The organism is Paenibacillus sp. Cedars (genome assembly GCF_003184205.1).
In the GTDB taxonomy this organism is placed as follows: Bacteria; Bacillota; Bacilli; order Paenibacillales; family Paenibacillaceae; genus Paenibacillus_AQ; species Paenibacillus_AQ glucanolyticus.
This window is the reverse complement of sequence record NZ_CP020866.1, coordinates 3,608,928-3,623,044: the sequence shown is the minus strand read 5'-3', so window position 1 is coordinate 3,623,044 and position 14,117 is coordinate 3,608,928. Positions and strand designations below refer to the sequence as shown.

General features: G+C 49.9%; 17 protein-coding genes and 1 riboswitch. Of the genes, 16 read left to right on the top strand and 1 reads right to left on the bottom strand.

The genetic code is table 11. The features are described 5' to 3' along the window. Positions 1 to 107: 107 nt before the first annotated feature. From B9D94_RS18290 to B9D94_RS18230, 13 genes are all read left to right on the top strand, one after another. The gene (locus tag B9D94_RS18290; protein WP_006209405.1) at positions 108 to 572 is read left to right on the top strand and encodes a ferric iron uptake transcriptional regulator; all 465 of its coding nucleotides are present in this window, start codon (positions 108 to 110) and stop codon (positions 570 to 572) included. A gap of 332 nt (positions 573 to 904) precedes the next feature. Then, the gene (locus tag B9D94_RS18285) at positions 905 to 1,138 is read left to right on the top strand and encodes a YqzK family protein (RefSeq protein ID WP_036637025.1); all 234 of its coding nucleotides are present in this window, start codon (positions 905 to 907) and stop codon (positions 1,136 to 1,138) included. A gap of 41 nt (positions 1,139 to 1,179) precedes the next feature. Continuing rightward, positions 1,180 to 2,064: a tyrosine recombinase gene (locus B9D94_RS18280; protein WP_063479116.1), complete on the top strand. Its 885-nt coding sequence runs from the start codon at positions 1,180 to 1,182 to the stop codon at positions 2,062 to 2,064. Between the two features lie 56 nt (positions 2,065 to 2,120). After that, a complete protein-coding gene (locus tag B9D94_RS18275) occupies positions 2,121 to 2,945 on the top strand; it encodes a purine-nucleoside phosphorylase (protein ID WP_006209408.1) in 825 nt (274 codons plus the stop codon). Positions 2,946 to 3,138: 193 nt separating this feature from the next. Continuing rightward, on the top strand, positions 3,139 to 4,329 hold the full coding sequence (locus B9D94_RS18270; RefSeq protein ID WP_006209409.1) for a D-alanyl-D-alanine carboxypeptidase family protein: 1,191 nt from the start codon (positions 3,139 to 3,141) through the stop codon (positions 4,327 to 4,329). Positions 4,330 to 4,420: 91 nt separating this feature from the next. Beyond that, on the top strand, positions 4,421 to 4,774 hold the full coding sequence (spoIIAA, locus tag B9D94_RS18265; RefSeq protein WP_006209410.1) for an anti-sigma F factor antagonist: 354 nt from the start codon (positions 4,421 to 4,423) through the stop codon (positions 4,772 to 4,774). After that, positions 4,771 to 5,229, top strand: a complete 459-nt coding sequence (gene spoIIAB, locus B9D94_RS18260; RefSeq protein ID WP_006209411.1) for an anti-sigma F factor — start codon at positions 4,771 to 4,773, stop codon at positions 5,227 to 5,229. The genes spoIIAA and spoIIAB overlap by 4 nt, the downstream gene beginning before the upstream one ends. Before the next feature lie 11 nt (positions 5,230 to 5,240). Further along, positions 5,241 to 5,996 carry an RNA polymerase sporulation sigma factor SigF gene (gene sigF, locus B9D94_RS18255; protein WP_006209412.1) on the top strand — a complete coding sequence of 252 codons (756 nt, stop codon included), beginning with the start codon at positions 5,241 to 5,243 and terminating at the stop codon, positions 5,994 to 5,996. 176 nt (positions 5,997 to 6,172) lie between these two features. Continuing rightward, on the top strand, positions 6,173 to 6,817 hold the full coding sequence (locus B9D94_RS18250) for a stage V sporulation protein AA (RefSeq protein ID WP_006209413.1): 645 nt from the start codon (positions 6,173 to 6,175) through the stop codon (positions 6,815 to 6,817). After that, positions 6,814 to 7,242: a stage V sporulation protein AB gene (locus tag B9D94_RS18245; RefSeq protein ID WP_006209414.1), complete on the top strand. Its 429-nt coding sequence runs from the start codon at positions 6,814 to 6,816 to the stop codon at positions 7,240 to 7,242. Before B9D94_RS18250 ends, B9D94_RS18245 begins: the two co-directional genes overlap by 4 nt. Positions 7,243 to 7,266: 24 nt before the next feature. Next, the gene (locus tag B9D94_RS18240; RefSeq protein WP_006209415.1) at positions 7,267 to 8,910 is read left to right on the top strand and encodes a spore germination protein; all 1,644 of its coding nucleotides are present in this window, start codon (positions 7,267 to 7,269) and stop codon (positions 8,908 to 8,910) included. A 117-nt stretch (positions 8,911 to 9,027) separates the two neighbouring features. Continuing rightward, complete coding sequence (gene lysA, locus B9D94_RS18235; RefSeq protein ID WP_148247658.1) at positions 9,028 to 10,359, top strand: diaminopimelate decarboxylase; 1,332 nt, start codon at positions 9,028 to 9,030, stop codon at positions 10,357 to 10,359. Positions 10,360 to 10,578: 219 nt separating this feature from the next. After that, on the top strand, positions 10,579 to 11,010 hold the full coding sequence (locus B9D94_RS18230) for a peptidylprolyl isomerase (RefSeq protein WP_006209417.1): 432 nt from the start codon (positions 10,579 to 10,581) through the stop codon (positions 11,008 to 11,010). An 83-nt stretch (positions 11,011 to 11,093) separates the two neighbouring features. Here the strand turns inward: B9D94_RS18230 and B9D94_RS18225 are convergent, their stop codons facing one another. Next, positions 11,094 to 11,489 carry an acyl-CoA thioesterase gene (locus B9D94_RS18225; protein ID WP_040680533.1) on the bottom strand — a complete coding sequence of 132 codons (396 nt, stop codon included), beginning with the start codon at positions 11,487 to 11,489 and terminating at the stop codon, positions 11,094 to 11,096. 122 nt (positions 11,490 to 11,611) lie between these two features. On the opposite strand from B9D94_RS18225, the gene B9D94_RS31045 reads away from it, so the two are divergent. From B9D94_RS31045 to ribE, 3 genes are all read left to right on the top strand, one after another. Then, on the top strand, positions 11,612 to 11,755 hold the full coding sequence (locus B9D94_RS31045; protein ID WP_172963966.1) for a hypothetical protein: 144 nt from the start codon (positions 11,612 to 11,614) through the stop codon (positions 11,753 to 11,755). Continuing rightward, a riboswitch (FMN riboswitch) is annotated at positions 11,715 to 11,897 on the top strand. Its footprint overlaps the gene before it by 41 nt. A 385-nt stretch (positions 11,898 to 12,282) precedes the next feature. Then, positions 12,283 to 13,383 (top strand): bifunctional diaminohydroxyphosphoribosylaminopyrimidine deaminase/5-amino-6-(5-phosphoribosylamino)uracil reductase RibD, encoded by a 1,101-nt coding sequence (gene ribD, locus B9D94_RS18220; protein ID WP_006209419.1) that lies wholly within the window; start codon positions 12,283 to 12,285, stop codon positions 13,381 to 13,383. 27 nt (positions 13,384 to 13,410) lie between these two features. Next, positions 13,411 to 14,079 carry a riboflavin synthase gene (gene ribE / locus B9D94_RS18215; protein WP_006209420.1) on the top strand — a complete coding sequence of 223 codons (669 nt, stop codon included), beginning with the start codon at positions 13,411 to 13,413 and terminating at the stop codon, positions 14,077 to 14,079. The last annotated feature ends 38 nt before the right edge of the window (positions 14,080 to 14,117 follow it).

Genomic DNA, 14,117 nt, shown 5'->3' with positions numbered 1-14,117 from the left:
CGCGAATTTTTCCATATAGCAAAACCGTTTGACTTTGTTTGTCAAATCCCCCTATAATGAAGGAAGTGAACAATAACGTGCAGTGATTTCCAAGGGGGAGGGAAACGATGGAAGCGCGGATCGACAAAATTAAGCAGCAGCTACAATCCCAAGGATACAAATTAACGCCCCAACGGGAAGCCACGGTAAGCGTATTGTTGGAAAATGAAGACGACCACCTTAGCGCAGAGGATGTATTTATGCTCGTGAAAGAGAAGGCTCCGGAGATCGGTCTGGCAACCGTGTACCGTACCCTAGAGCTGCTCAGTGAGCTTCATGTTGTAGAGAAGATAAATTTTGGCGATGGTGTCGCCCGTTATGACTTGCGGACGGATACTTCGAAGCATCACCATCACCATTTGATATGTACTCAATGTGGAAGCATGGATGAGATACGCGAGGATTGGCTCGGCCCTTTGGAAGAGCGGTTGGAGCGAGAGTTCAACTTTACCGTTCATGACCATCGGCTTGATTTCCATGGCATATGCTACCGTTGCAAAGAGAAGGGCAAGAATGACCAGGACAAATCATAAATTTTATATCAATTAACCAAACAGCAGTGATGACGATCACGGCAAGCCCTCTACGGCGGTAAGCCGGGAGGGTTTTTTAGATAGCAATCCTATAATCATAAACATGCACGCATCTGTATCGTTCACATAAGAGCATTCCATCTGTACCATTTACAAGTACGTCGTCAGACGTTTTTTTTATTCTTCAAAATATCAGATGCCTTGACCTTATTCCGTATAGGAAAATAAGGGTCATGTCGTCATAATCCTGCAGCTTGTATCATAGGCTTTACGTGATGCGATACCTGGAATACCAGCTTTCATATCGCGATGATGAAAGAGAGGCGCTGCATGTGATTATATCGATTCGGAAAATAGGCTCACTGATCCGTTTTATTTCGATGTTTGCCGTTCTGGCGATGTTTTTTTATTTTGTGCTGGGCTGGGTAAGCGACTGGCTGACCCCGATGGATCCTTACAGTGCACCTTCGGGCCAAGCTGTAAAGGCATTTCAGCCTGAAAGCACCATGGATTCCCGGTATTCGCCGGCGGAACGCCTGCGATTGTATTATTGGTACGGGGAATGACTGTGTTTTTTTAGGTGCACGGAATAGGAGATAAAGTGATCATGAAGCAATATCTGGACGAATATGTAACCTATTTGGAAGAAGTGAAGAGACTGTCCCGGAGCACGATTGAATCCTACCGGGCAGACCTTAACGGATTTATTGAATATGCAGCGGACAGGGAAGTGACCCATCCACAGGATGTGAACCGGACGGTGTTGGGATTGTATTTGGGAAGACTGAGGCAGCAGGGCAAGGCGGCATCGAGCCAGCTTCGCTGCACGGCTTCCCTGCGGTCCTTTTTTCAATATCTGGTGCGTCAATCAGTTATCGGACAAGACCCAACCCAGCTGCTGGATCGTCCCAAGCCGGAACGGAAGCCTCCACAGGCTTTAACCATTGAGCAGGTGGATAAGCTTCTGTCCGCCCCGGATTCCGACACGCCGCAGGGGGCAAGGGACAGGGCGATGCTGGAACTGCTCTATGCCTCAGGCATCAAGGTTTCGGAGCTGGTCTCACTCAGCATTCATGACCTGAATATGGAGATGCGATTTTTGCGCTGTGCCGTACCCGGGGGGAAGGAGCGTATTCTTCCGATCAGCCAGATTGCAGCCCAGAGTGTGGCTTATTATATGCGTGATATGCGGAGCCAGCTTATAAGAGATGCCGAGGAAGAGGCATTATTCCTGAATTCACTGGGTACCCGCTTGACACGGCAGGGATTTTGGAAAATTATTAAAAAGTACGGCAAGCTGGCCGAAATCGATGAGGAAATAACGCCGCATACCCTTCGCCATTCCTTTGCCATACATTTGCTGCAGAATGGTGCCGATTTACGCTCCGTTCAGGAAATGCTGGGTCACTCGGCATTATCCACCACGGGCATGTATCAATCCACCAAGAAGAGCATGAAGGAAGTTTATGATCATTACCACCCGAGATCTTAAGGACCGCAACATGTCCACTGATCTACAACTTATTTTCAGTTAGGAGAGGTATTAACATGAGTTCAGTTAATCAACAGAGCATTAAGGAAGCAGCAGCTTACATACGCGAACAGAATGGCGTTCAGCCCGAGGTTGGCCTGATTCTGGGTTCGGGACTCGGTGTCCTGGCCGAATTGATTCAGGATCCGGTTTCGATCCCATACACCGACATTCCTCATTTTCCGGTATCGACGGTAGAAGGTCATGAAGGGGAGCTGCTCCTGGGCACGATTCACAACCGACCTGTGGTCATGATGAAGGGCCGTTTCCACATGTATGAAGGTTATGGTCCGGAAGTGACGGCGTTCCCGGTACGGGTCATGAAAGAGCTGGGCGTGAAGAGTTTGCTCGTTACCAATGCGGCAGGCGGTATCAATACCTCCTTCGAGCCGGGTGACCTTATGCTGATCTCCGATCATTTGAACATGACGGGAACCAGTCCGTTAATCGGACCTAACGATCCTGAGCTTGGCGTACGGTTCCCGGATATGTCGCAGGCCTACAGCCGGAAGCTCCGTCAGTTGGCAAAAGAAGTAGCCGTGAGTCAGAGCGTTGTTCTTAGAGAAGGGGTTTATGCCGGCTTGCTTGGGCCAACCTATGAAACGCCGGCTGAAATTGTCATGCTGCGCACACTGGGCGCGGATGCGGTAGGCATGTCAACGGTATCTGAGGTGATTGTGGCCAGACATGCGGGGCTTGAGGTGCTGGGCATCTCCTGCATCAGCAACATGGCAGCAGGTATTCTGGATCAGCCGCTTTCCCATGATGAGGTTATGGAGACAGCAGAGAAGGTTCGCGAGAAATTCCTTGCGCTTGTGTTGGCCATTATCCCGAAAATGTAATATTTCCAAGTACAAGGCTGTACTCTAGTAGATGCGAATCTACCGGAGTACGGCCTTTTTGCTATGCTCCCGTAAGTATAGAGTCCTAACTTTTCCGTAAAATACTGGAATAATTTGTTTTCATCCTGACGACAATGAATAGCAGACCCGTATACTTGCGGGATGCCATTACGAATGTCAGGAGGGGACGGAATTGAAAAAAGCGTTGATCGCTGGATTCCTTGTTCTATTTGTTGGGTTGTCCAGTACGGCTGTTCCAAGTTATGCAGAAGAAAATAGTAAAACCGGCGAAGGGTCATCTCAAGAGGAACTGGCGCCTAGTGCTCGTTCCGCCATATTGCTGGATGCGGATACCGGAACCATTATTTATGAGAAAAACAGCCATGATAAGCTGCCTCCGGCCAGCATCACCAAGATTATGACGATGCTGCTTACGATGGAGGCCATCGATGCGGGACGATTGCAGTGGACGGATAAGGTACGTACCAGTGAATATGCTGCCTCCATGGGCGGATCGCAGATTTTTCTTGAGCCTGGGGAAGAAATGACCGTTGATGAAATGCTGAAAGGCATTGCCATGGCATCAGGCAATGACGCTTCTGTTGCGATGGCGGAGAAGCTTGCCGGTTCCGAACAAGGTTTTGTCAAGATGATGAATGATAAAGCGGCTGAGCTGGGAATGAAAGATACGCATTTTGTGAATTGCAACGGACTTCCGGCAGAGAATCACTATACTTCAGCTCATGACATCGCGGTCATGAGCAGGGAATTGCTGAAATATGAGCAGATCACCAAATATACAGGCTCGTACCAGGATTATTTGCGAAAGGATTCGCAAAAGCCGTTCTGGCTGGTGAACACCAATAAGCTGGTTCGTTTCTACACAGGTGCAGACGGCCTGAAAACCGGATATACGTCAGAGGCTAAATTCTGTTTGTCCGCAACGGCCAAACGGGATGGACTGCGCGCAGTAGCCGTTGTCATGGGAGCTCCTGACACCAAGACGCGGAATAATGAAGTATCCCGTATGTTTGACTATGCGTTCGCTCAATACACGATGCATTCTATCTATAAGCCAGGCGAAGTATTGGGCATCGTGAAGGTTCAGAAAGGGAATGTGCCTGAACTGTCCATTCAAGCGGACAGAGACTACAGCGTGCTTGTGAAGAAGGGCGTAAAGGACCCGGATATCCGTCATGAAATTCAGATGGATCAGAATGTGAAGGCTCCTGTTTCCGCCGGACAAGTCATCGGCAAGCTCTTGGTCTATCAGGGGGACCGACTGGTGAAGGAGTTTGAGCTGACATCTCCGGTTGAGGTGAAGAAGGCAGGCTTCTGGAAGCTGTTCAAACGGACAACCGGCAAGTTGTTTCATGTAGATTAATGGGAGTTTTCTTCTAGTTTTGTCGTGATGCAGGAATGTCTTTTTCAAATGTAGAAATCTTTGTTCATGTCAGGGAGGAGAGTGAGCAAACATGAATCTGCAGGTTGAGATGGAGCATCACAGGCATATTCTGATCGTCCGTCTATCCGGGGAACTGGATCATCACACGGCCGATCATGTCCGGATGCAGCTGGAAGAAGCCATTCAGAGACGTCAAACAGAGCACTTGGTGCTGAGCTTAAAGGAATTGGACTTTATGGACAGCTCAGGTCTCGGGGTCATCCTGGGACGCTATAAATTCATCAAGCAAAAGGGTGGAAAGATGGCGGTATGCGATGTGAAGCCGCAAGTTTACCGCTTGCTTGAAATGTCGGGGCTGTTCAAAATCATGCCGATATATGAGAACGAGGGTACGGCACTCTCGGGTTTGGAGGTAGTGTCATGAGTGAAGGAAGAGCACAGCATAATTTTATGACTCTGCAGTTTGCCGCAAAGTCGGAAAACGAATCCTTTGCCCGTGTCGCCGTAGCTGCGTTCATCTCCCAGTTGGATCCTAACATGGATGAGCTCAGTGACCTGAAAACGGTGGTTTCCGAAGCGGTCACGAACAGCATCATCCATGGCTATGACAGCGATCCGGTGGGCGTTGTCAAGATTGAGGCTTCGATTGACGGGGATATGATCACGCTGCGCGTTGAGGATTCGGGTCGAGGCATTGAAGATTTGGAAATGGCCAAGCAGCCGCTTTATACATCCAAGCCGGAGCTGGAGCGATCCGGCATGGGATTCACGATCATGGAGAATTTCATGGACGAATTTGAAGTGGTCAGCGAACCAGGCAGCGGTACGTCGATCAAAATGAAAAAGAGGATCGAATCTAAGAAAGCTTTATATAATTAGGGGTTGGACAAATGGATGCCGATGTGAAGAAAACTTCGCAGACTTATTTGGACGACGCGGAGGTCAAACGACTCATTGCACTTAGCCAAAGCGGGGATAATGTCGCCCGGGATACGCTCGTCAACTGTAATATTCGTCTTGTCTGGTCTGTCGTTCAGCGGTTCATGAACCGGGGGTATGAGCCTGATGATCTATTTCAAATCGGCTGTATCGGTCTCCTGAAGTCAGTGGACAAGTTCGATCTCAGTTATGACGTAAAGTTCTCTACCTATGCCGTACCGATGATTATCGGAGAAATTCAGCGTTTCTTGAGAGACGACGGGACCCTGAAGGTCAGCCGGTCGCTCAAGGAAATGGCGAACAAAGTCAGGAAGAAGCGGGACGAGCTGTCCAAGCAGCTGGATCGTCTGCCTACGGTGAAAGAGGTTGCCGAAGAGTTAGGGGTAACACCAGAGGAAGTGGTGTTCGCCCAGGAGGCGAATAAACCACCGACCTCGATTCATGAAACCGTATTTGAGAATGACGGAGATCCCATTACGCTGATGGATCAGATAGCCGATGAATCGCAGGAACGCTGGTTCGACAAGCTGGCCTTGAACGAAGCGATAGGCGGCTTGACCGAGCGGGAGCGGCTCATTGTGTATTTGAGGTATTACCGGGATCAGACACAGTCGGAAGTTGCCAGCCGGCTGGGGATATCCCAGGTACAGGTATCGCGGCTTGAGAAAAAAATATTGCAGAGCATTCGAAACGAGATTGCGCAGTAGCGCTTCCTTTTTTCTATATAAGCCTGCTCCATTCGGCGCCGCCCTTAGGGTGGCGCTTTTTTGCGTTTCCGAAGCTGTTTTTCAAGTGGCCGAAAAAAGAAAGTATGGTAAATCCGAGTAGAAACGAGGAGGATTTCCCATACTAACGGTAATTTAGCAGTAAAGGAGTGTTTCGGATGAAGGTTAATCCCACTCCGACGGTGTTTCTGCAGCTCCGGAGCCGCATCCGGTTACCGAGAGATCAGACCGTCAAATTAGGTGATGTTGCCTTCATAGTCTGTGAACCCGAATGGGAGAGAAGGCTTAGAGACCTGCCGCTAACGCAGCCGAAGGATATCGATGGCAACCGGCTCGTCATGGATCTGATTCAAATCATACCGAAGATTCAGAAGGTGATTCCGGGCGCCCATATTGAAACGATGGGAAATCATCATACCCTCGTGGAGCTCGTAGGACCTGACAGCAAACGATCGAAACTCTGGTTTCCGCTAATCTGGCTGCTGTTGTTTTTCGGGTCCGCACTAACCATCATGAACTTTCATGCGGACGTCAATATGCTCGAGGTACAAATTCGAATCGTCGAAATGGTGACAGGGAAAAGAGACGAGCATCCATACTTGTTTCAAATTGCGTATTCCCTGGGTCTCGGTTTCGGGATGACGGTGTTCTTCAATCATTTGTTCAAGAAAAAATGGAATGAGGAGCCGACCCCGCTTGAGGTGGAGATGTATCTTTACCAGGAAAATTTGGACCAATTCGTGGTTGCCGAGGAATACCGGAAAATGAACACCGCGGCTAAACCACCGGGTGAAAAACCATGATCTTGTCCATTCTCCAGGCTATATTCACCTGTGTTCTCGGCGTAGCGGGAGGCATTGCAGTCGGCGGCGGAGTGATCGCGCTCATCATTGTGCTGGACATCATTCCCAGACTGTCTCAGCTGACCGGAACCTATAACCGGGTGCATTGGTATGAAGGTGCGCTGATTGCAGGGTCTTTCATTGGAACGGTGGCAGATTTCTGGCGATGGTCCGTTCCGCTGGGTCCGATCGTGAGTACCGTAATCGGGTTGATGTGCGGCATTTTTATCGGCATGCTGGCAGCCGCGCTGACGGAAGTTCTGAATGTGCTGCCAATCCTGGCCAAGCGGCTCCGGTTAAAGGGGTATCTGTTCGGACTTCTGATGGCCATGGTGGCAGGCAAGGTGGCGGGCTCCCTGTTCGACTGGTTCGTATTCAGCAAATGATAGTTTATGGCTAGGAGGTAGGTTATGGACGATAAAACAGCACATAATGACGGCAACGTTGATCTGGTTAAAGATATTCCGATTGTTCCCCCATCGGAGATTAAAAAGTTGAATGAAGAGGCGCTGAAGGAGAAGAGGGAAGCCGAAACCTCTGACAGCACCAAGGAATCGGTCATCTATTGGCAGCAGACGGACGATGTTCCCGCGAAGCTGAGCGATCTGAAAGAAACGCTTAAGGAAGTGATCGGCCTCGGAGTCTCGTTTGATGTGATATTCCGCGAAATGAATTTTGCTGGCAGAAATGCAGGGCTTCTCTTCTTGAACGGGTTCACCAACGATATGGTGGTGACGGAAATATTAACCCGATTGACGTACCTGAAGCCTGAGGACGTAAACAACCAGGCGCTGAACGAAATGATGAACCGATATATTCCTCATGTCCAGGTGGAACGGGATACGAGGCTCAGCAAGGTAATTGACGAGGTTCTCTCGGGCCTATGCGCCCTGTTCATCGAGGATGCCCATTCCGCCATCATCCTGGACACCCGGAAATATCCGGTTCGGGGACTTGAAGAGCCTGCGGTCGAACGTGTCGTTCGAGGCGCCCGGGACGGGTTTACGGAGACGCTTGTGACCAACGTGAATCTGGTCAGGAGACGGGTTCGTGATCCCGGACTGCACGTGGAGATCATCAAAGTGGGAAGGCGGACGAGAACGGACGTCAGTCTGGTCTTCATCGATGACATAGTCGACCGCACCCAAGTTGAGGCTATTCGCAATAAAATCGAGGAAGTGGATTTGGAAGGATTGCCCCTAGGCGATAAGCAGCTGGAGGAAGCGATTGTGAACAAGGGATGGCACCCCTATCCGCTTGTCAGGTATTCTGAACGGCCTGACGTAGTGTCCTCGCATCTCCTCGAAGGCCGGATCGTAGTCATGGTGGATACTTCTCCGAGTGTGATGATTATGCCGACCACGTTCCTCGATCTCTGTCAGCATGCCGAGGAGAACCGACAGACCCCGTTTATGGGAACGTATCTCCGCTGGATACGCTTTATTGGTATATTTGCATCCATGTTCCTGCTGCCGTTGTGGATGCTCTTGGTGATCCATCCGGAAATGAAGCCACCCGGACTGGACATCCTCGGTCCGCAGAAGAATACGGAAATTCCGATTATTATGCAGTTTCTGATCGTTGAGTTCGGTGTGGACCTGCTGCGGCTCGCTGCCGTTCATACGCCGACGCCGCTGGCCTCGGCGATGGGGTTGATCGCTGCCATTTTGGTTGGCGATATCGCGGTTAAAACCGGATTGTTTGTCAACGAGGTCGTTCTGTATATGGCGGTTGCGACCATCGGGATGTATGCGACCCCGAGTTACGAGCTGGGGCTTGCCAACCGGATGGTCAGACTGATTCTGCTGATTGCCACGGCCTTGTTTGGAGCAAAGGGCTTTGTCATAGGGACCACACTTCTGATCTTGATTCTGACCACCCACCGCTCCTACAACTCCTCTTACCTGTGGCCATTCATACCATTTAGTGCAAAAGCAATGGGCGAAATTTTATTCCGGAAACCGCTGCTGATGTCCAGAAGAAGGCCGGCTATCAATAAAACCCGTGACAACACAAAAATGGGCTCTGACATGAATCCGCGAGGAGAGCATTAACAATAACACAAATGTTGTGTTGAAAAATCCATTTTGCTTCGCTTACGTTGTCTGCTATACTGTGAACAATTATTCGGTTATCCTATTTTGAAACAATGGATCGGAGGAATTGTAAGCATGTTTTTACACGGTACAAGTAAGATCAACGATCAGGGGCATTTGGAAATCGGCGGGTGCGACACATCCGATTTGAAAGCTCAATATGGAACACCACTATATATTGTAGACGAGCAGTCGGTGCGCAACCGCTGTCGGGAATATATCGAGGCATTCAATGCTTCCGGGTTGAAATTCCAAGTCGCGTATGCAAGCAAGGCGTTTTGCGTCATGGCTATGTGCCGCTTGGCGGATGAGGAAGGCATGTCGCTTGACGTGGTTTCCGATGGCGAGCTGTACACAGCGCTGCAAGCAGGATTTCCTGCGGAACGGATTCATTTCCACGGGAACAATAAGACGCCGGAAGAGATTGAAATGGCGCTTGATGCACATATCGGCTGTTTTGTAGTGGATAACGTGATTGAACTGCACATGCTGCAGGCCATTGCAGCCGAGAAGAACCGCACCGTTAACATTCTGCTTCGCGTGACACCGGGTGTTGAGGCTCATACGCATGAGTATATCTCCACAGGTCAAACCGACTCCAAGTTTGGTTTTGATATCGGTAACGGCTCCGCATATGAAGCGGTAAAGCTTGCAGAAGCACAAGGGAACATTAACTTGATGGGCATTCATTCCCACATCGGCTCCCAGATTTTTGAGGTGGAAGGCTTCCAGATGGCCGTTCAGCGTGTTGCCGAGTTTGCTTTTTCTGTAAAAGAAGGCTTGGGCGTTGTGTTCAAGGTTGTAAATCTTGGCGGCGGGTTTGGTATCCGTTATGTGGATGGAGACACTCCGCTTCAAGTATCCCAGTATGTAAAAGCGATTACGGATGCGGTGAAAACTCACTTTGCTGGTCTGGGTTCCGAGCTTCCTGAAATTTGGGTGGAGCCGGGCCGGAGCATCGTTGGCGATGCAGGCACCACGCTGTACACGGTGGGCACAAGCAAGGATATTCCAGGCGTACGCAAATATGTTGCCGTAGATGGCGGGATGACGGACAATCCTCGTCCGGCGTTGTATGAATCGAAATATGAAGCAGTGCTTGCCAACCGTGCTAACGATAAGGTTGAAGAAACCGTGTCCATCGCTGGCAAATGCTGTGAGAGCGGGGATATGCTCATCTGGGATCTGGATCTTCCGAAGGTAGAGACAGGTGATTTGCTGGCTGTATCCTGTACAGGTGCCTACAACTACTCTATGGCAAGCAACTACAACCGGATCCGCAAGCCGGCAGTCGTATTTGTGAAGGATGGCCAGAGCAATCTGGTCGTACGTCGCGAGTCGCTTGCAGACATCATCAGTAACGACATCGTGCCTGCGAATGTGGCAAAAGAAACCGTAACGAGCTAAATAATCACCTCAGTTAGATATGAAAAGCCATTCCATCAGAGGGCCCGCCAATGCCTCAGGGCTGCGGTCAGGGCTCTTTGGTGTGCCTGTTCAGCTCGACATGGCGGGTGCGCGAGGACAAGTTCATTTTGCTTCGAGGCTCAATTCATAGTAAACTATAAAATGCATTGTGTAACAAAACTACTGAAGCGGTCTAATAACGGAAGGAGATACACCCATATGGCAAAAAAAGCGAAGATCACACTGGAAAACGGTAAAGAGGTATTGCTTGATCTGTTTGAGAACGAGGCGCCGAACACGGTAGCCAACTTTGAGAAATTGGCTAACTCCGGTTTTTATAACGGCCTTGTATTTCATCGCGTAATCCCTGGCTTTGTCGCTCAAGGCGGCTGTCCGCAAGGAACAGGTGCCGGCGGTCCGGGTTATACCATCAACTGTGAGATTAACCCTAACAAACATGAGCGTGGAAGCTTGGCTATGGCGCATGCAGGCCGTAACACAGGCGGCAGCCAGTTCTATGTATGCTACGAGCCGCAGCCGCATCTGGACGGTCAGCATACTGTGTTTGGTAAAGTTGTGGAAGGCATGGAGTACGTGGATGCATTCAAGGGCCGCGACAAAATGGAAAAAGTAGAAGTATACGAAGCGTAATTGTTAGCTTCCGGATTGGACAGGCGCACCTTAGGGTGTGCCTGTTTTTATGATGATGGTAATTAGAAAATCGGGGATGCGGATTACGAAGGAAATAATCTGCGAAGCTCCTCCGGAACTGATCTGCTTTTGCGAGTATGGGGATCCATGGCTACACTGGTTACCTCTGCATCTGCACACAGTTCACCTTCCTTGTTGTGGATCTGCTGCAGCATGACATAACTCGTCCGTCCGACAGATTTCGGCTCGGTCGAGATGGTCAACCGATCGCCTTGACTGCACTCCTTGCGATAATTGATATTAATGTTGACGGTTACGGTTTGGACACCGAGTTGTTTTAGCACGTCATACCGGAGGTCCCCAGCCTCGTACCATTCTTCTCGGCCCCATTCGAGATACTCCAGGTATTTAGCATTGTTTACATGTCCATTGACGTCAATTTCCGTAGGTCGGACGATGATGTCCAGGGATGTTTTCATCGTTGTTTGCTCCTTTTTAACAGAGATCAATACCTCATGTTTATCCATCAATTATGTTCTCTCTTACGACAGGATACTCCTGCTCCCAGCGCATCATTTAAGAAAACAGCAGGTCATGGGAAATGGATATTAAAGTTATGTGCTTAAAAAAAGTTAGTGGTTTTTCCTTGCAATTTTTAAAAGGTGGTGATAAGATTCATCATAAGATAAAACAACTTCATAAGTTTAATCCTTCGGGGCAGGGTGAAATTCCCTACCGGCGGTGATGAATGCAGTGGGCTTAACGTAATGTTAGCCAATGACTGCATCTTAGTCCGTGACCCGGATACGTGTGTGAATGACACCGTATGCGGTGGACCTGGTGCAAATCCGGGACCGACAGTATAGTCTGGATGGGAGAAGGAGTGAAAGACACATTGGCGGCAGCAAGTGCAGTCGTGTCTATGCACAGATCGTGACATGCGTTATGTGCAGGTTTTCACATGCGAATCAAAGCAGGCTTTGGCGATTATTTGTTGTCGCTGTGTATGGCTTTGAGTTGTTTGTTGTAGGCAAAACCTGCGTTCATGACGGTTATTTACCTTGTCATCCTTTAACTTCTATCAAGCCCTGTTCCGGATTCTTCTGAATCTGAAGCAGGGCTTTTTTAGATATCAGAGAGTATGCCCCCTTTGAAACAGGGGCTTTTATGATATCGAAAGACCAATTACTGCTAACTGCAGTCTAACAATGTGGAATGTACATCGATCACTTTATTTTTTATGGAGGTTGTGAGAGGGGGCCCATGTGTACCATGGATATCGTCAACGATGAATTCTATATGTCACTTGCACTGGACCTGGCCGAACGTGCTCAAGGACAGACGGGTATCAACCCGGTTGTCGGCTGTGTCATTGTGAAGAATGGTGCGCTTGCAGGAGTGGGAACCCATCTGGAGCGTGGAACCCCGCACGCCGAGATTCATGCTTTGAACATGGCCGGAACCAAAGCGGCTGGCAGCACGGTGTATGTGACGCTGGAGCCTTGCAGCCACTACGGAGCGACACCTCCTTGCAGCGAAAGGTTGATCGCCGAAGGGGTCAAGCGGGTGGTCGTGGCGTGTGAGGACCCGAATCCGCTCGTTGCGGGCAAAGGCATCCAGATGCTGCGGGCAGCCGGAATCGAGGTCGTGACAGGGATCTTGAGAGAACGTGCGCTTCGCTTAAACGAAGCCTTCATTAAATTCATTACGACGGGTCAGCCGTTCGTCACGTTGAAGACAGCAAGCACGTTGGATGGCAAGATTGCATCGAAAACCGGTGACAGCAAGTGGATATCGAGCGAAGAATCCAGGGAGCTAGTTCACACACTTCGTCATCGTCATCAAGGCATTATGGTCGGGGTGTCCACGGTTATTGCGGACAATCCAAGCCTGACAACGAGACTGAGTGTTGGAGGGCTGCATCCGGTCAGGATCATTGTGGACTCCAGCCTGCGAATGCCGCTTGATAGTCATGTGGTATCGGACGGAACGGCGCCCACATGGATTTTGACAACGGAGCAGGCAGATGAAGGCAAGCGGACATTGCTGGAGGAGCGGGGAATTCAAGTGATCCCATGCGGGGAAGGTCCGCGCGTTGATCTGAAGGCGGCCATAGCGAAGCTCGGCCAGATGGGCATTTCCTCGATTCTGCTTGAAGGAGGCGGCACACTGAACGGCGCCATGCTGGAACAGAAGCTTGTGGATAGGCTTATCCAGTTTATTGCCCCAAAAATCATTGGAGGGTACGATGCTCCGGGGAATTTCATGTTTAGCGGTTATGAGCAAATGAACCAAGCCATCGTGCTGACAGGGCTTGAAAGTAAAAGACTGGGCGACAATATTTACATCACCGGCATTCCGGTCTGGATGTAAGACATCGGGAAGGAAGGAGGGAAGCCTGTGTTTACGGGATTGGTTGAGGAAATAGGTGAGATGAGGCGAATTGGCCGCAAAGGCGAAGCCATGCTGCTGAGCATTTCGGCCAGCCGGATCATGGAGGATTTGAAGCTGGGTGACAGCGTTTCGGTCAATGGCGTATGCTTGACTGCAACGACGATAGATCGAGGGATATTTACGGTTGACGTGATGCCGGAAACCTATAGAAATACCAACCTTAAGGAGCTTCAACCAGGTGGAAAGGTGAATCTTGAACGGGCAATGGCGGCCGGAGGCAGATTCGGGGGCCACATCGTCCAGGGACATGTGGATGGAGTCGGCGTGATTCGCAGCGTGCAGGCTGATCAGAATGCGGTGGTCTATGAGATTGCACCTTCGCAAGATGACTTGTTTAAATACATCATCCCCAAAGGCTCGGTTACACTGGATGGAATCAGCTTGACCGTTGTGAAAACAACGGATTCCTCCTTTACGGTTTCCATCATCCCCCACACGCTGGCCGAGACTGTGCTGGCCTATAAAAAAGCGGGCGATACGATTAATATCGAATGCGACATTCTTGGTAAATATGTGGACCACTTGCTGCATTACGGCTCGGAGGGTGCGGGCAGCAGACGTGGGCCGAACCCGGGAATCAGCAGGGATTACCTTGCCGAGCATGGATTTGCCTAGCTGATATTCATACAGGTATCTCCATGAGAAGAAGGAGG

Coding starts and splice junctions, on each gene's coding strand:
- ribD (WP_006209419.1), top strand. CDS start 12,283: ATGGATATCGTCAACGATGAATTCTATATGTCACTTGCACTGGACCTG.
- B9D94_RS31045 (WP_172963966.1), top strand. CDS start 11,612: ATGGATATTAAAGTTATGTGCTTAAAAAAAGTTAGTGGTTTTTCCTTG.
- sigF (WP_006209412.1), top strand. CDS start 5,241: ATGGATGCCGATGTGAAGAAAACTTCGCAGACTTATTTGGACGACGCG.
- B9D94_RS18225 (WP_040680533.1), bottom strand. CDS start 11,489: ATGAAAACATCCCTGGACATCATCGTCCGACCTACGGAAATTGACGTC.
- spoIIAB (WP_006209411.1), top strand. CDS start 4,771: ATGAGTGAAGGAAGAGCACAGCATAATTTTATGACTCTGCAGTTTGCC.
- lysA (WP_148247658.1), top strand. CDS start 9,028: ATGTTTTTACACGGTACAAGTAAGATCAACGATCAGGGGCATTTGGAA.
- spoIIAA (WP_006209410.1), top strand. CDS start 4,421: ATGAATCTGCAGGTTGAGATGGAGCATCACAGGCATATTCTGATCGTC.
- B9D94_RS18245 (WP_006209414.1), top strand. CDS start 6,814: ATGATCTTGTCCATTCTCCAGGCTATATTCACCTGTGTTCTCGGCGTA.
- B9D94_RS18250 (WP_006209413.1), top strand. CDS start 6,173: ATGAAGGTTAATCCCACTCCGACGGTGTTTCTGCAGCTCCGGAGCCGC.
- B9D94_RS18280 (WP_063479116.1), top strand. CDS start 1,180: ATGAAGCAATATCTGGACGAATATGTAACCTATTTGGAAGAAGTGAAG.
- B9D94_RS18230 (WP_006209417.1), top strand. CDS start 10,579: ATGGCAAAAAAAGCGAAGATCACACTGGAAAACGGTAAAGAGGTATTG.
- B9D94_RS18240 (WP_006209415.1), top strand. CDS start 7,267: ATGGACGATAAAACAGCACATAATGACGGCAACGTTGATCTGGTTAAA.
- B9D94_RS18290 (WP_006209405.1), top strand. CDS start 108: ATGGAAGCGCGGATCGACAAAATTAAGCAGCAGCTACAATCCCAAGGA.
- B9D94_RS18275 (WP_006209408.1), top strand. CDS start 2,121: ATGAGTTCAGTTAATCAACAGAGCATTAAGGAAGCAGCAGCTTACATA.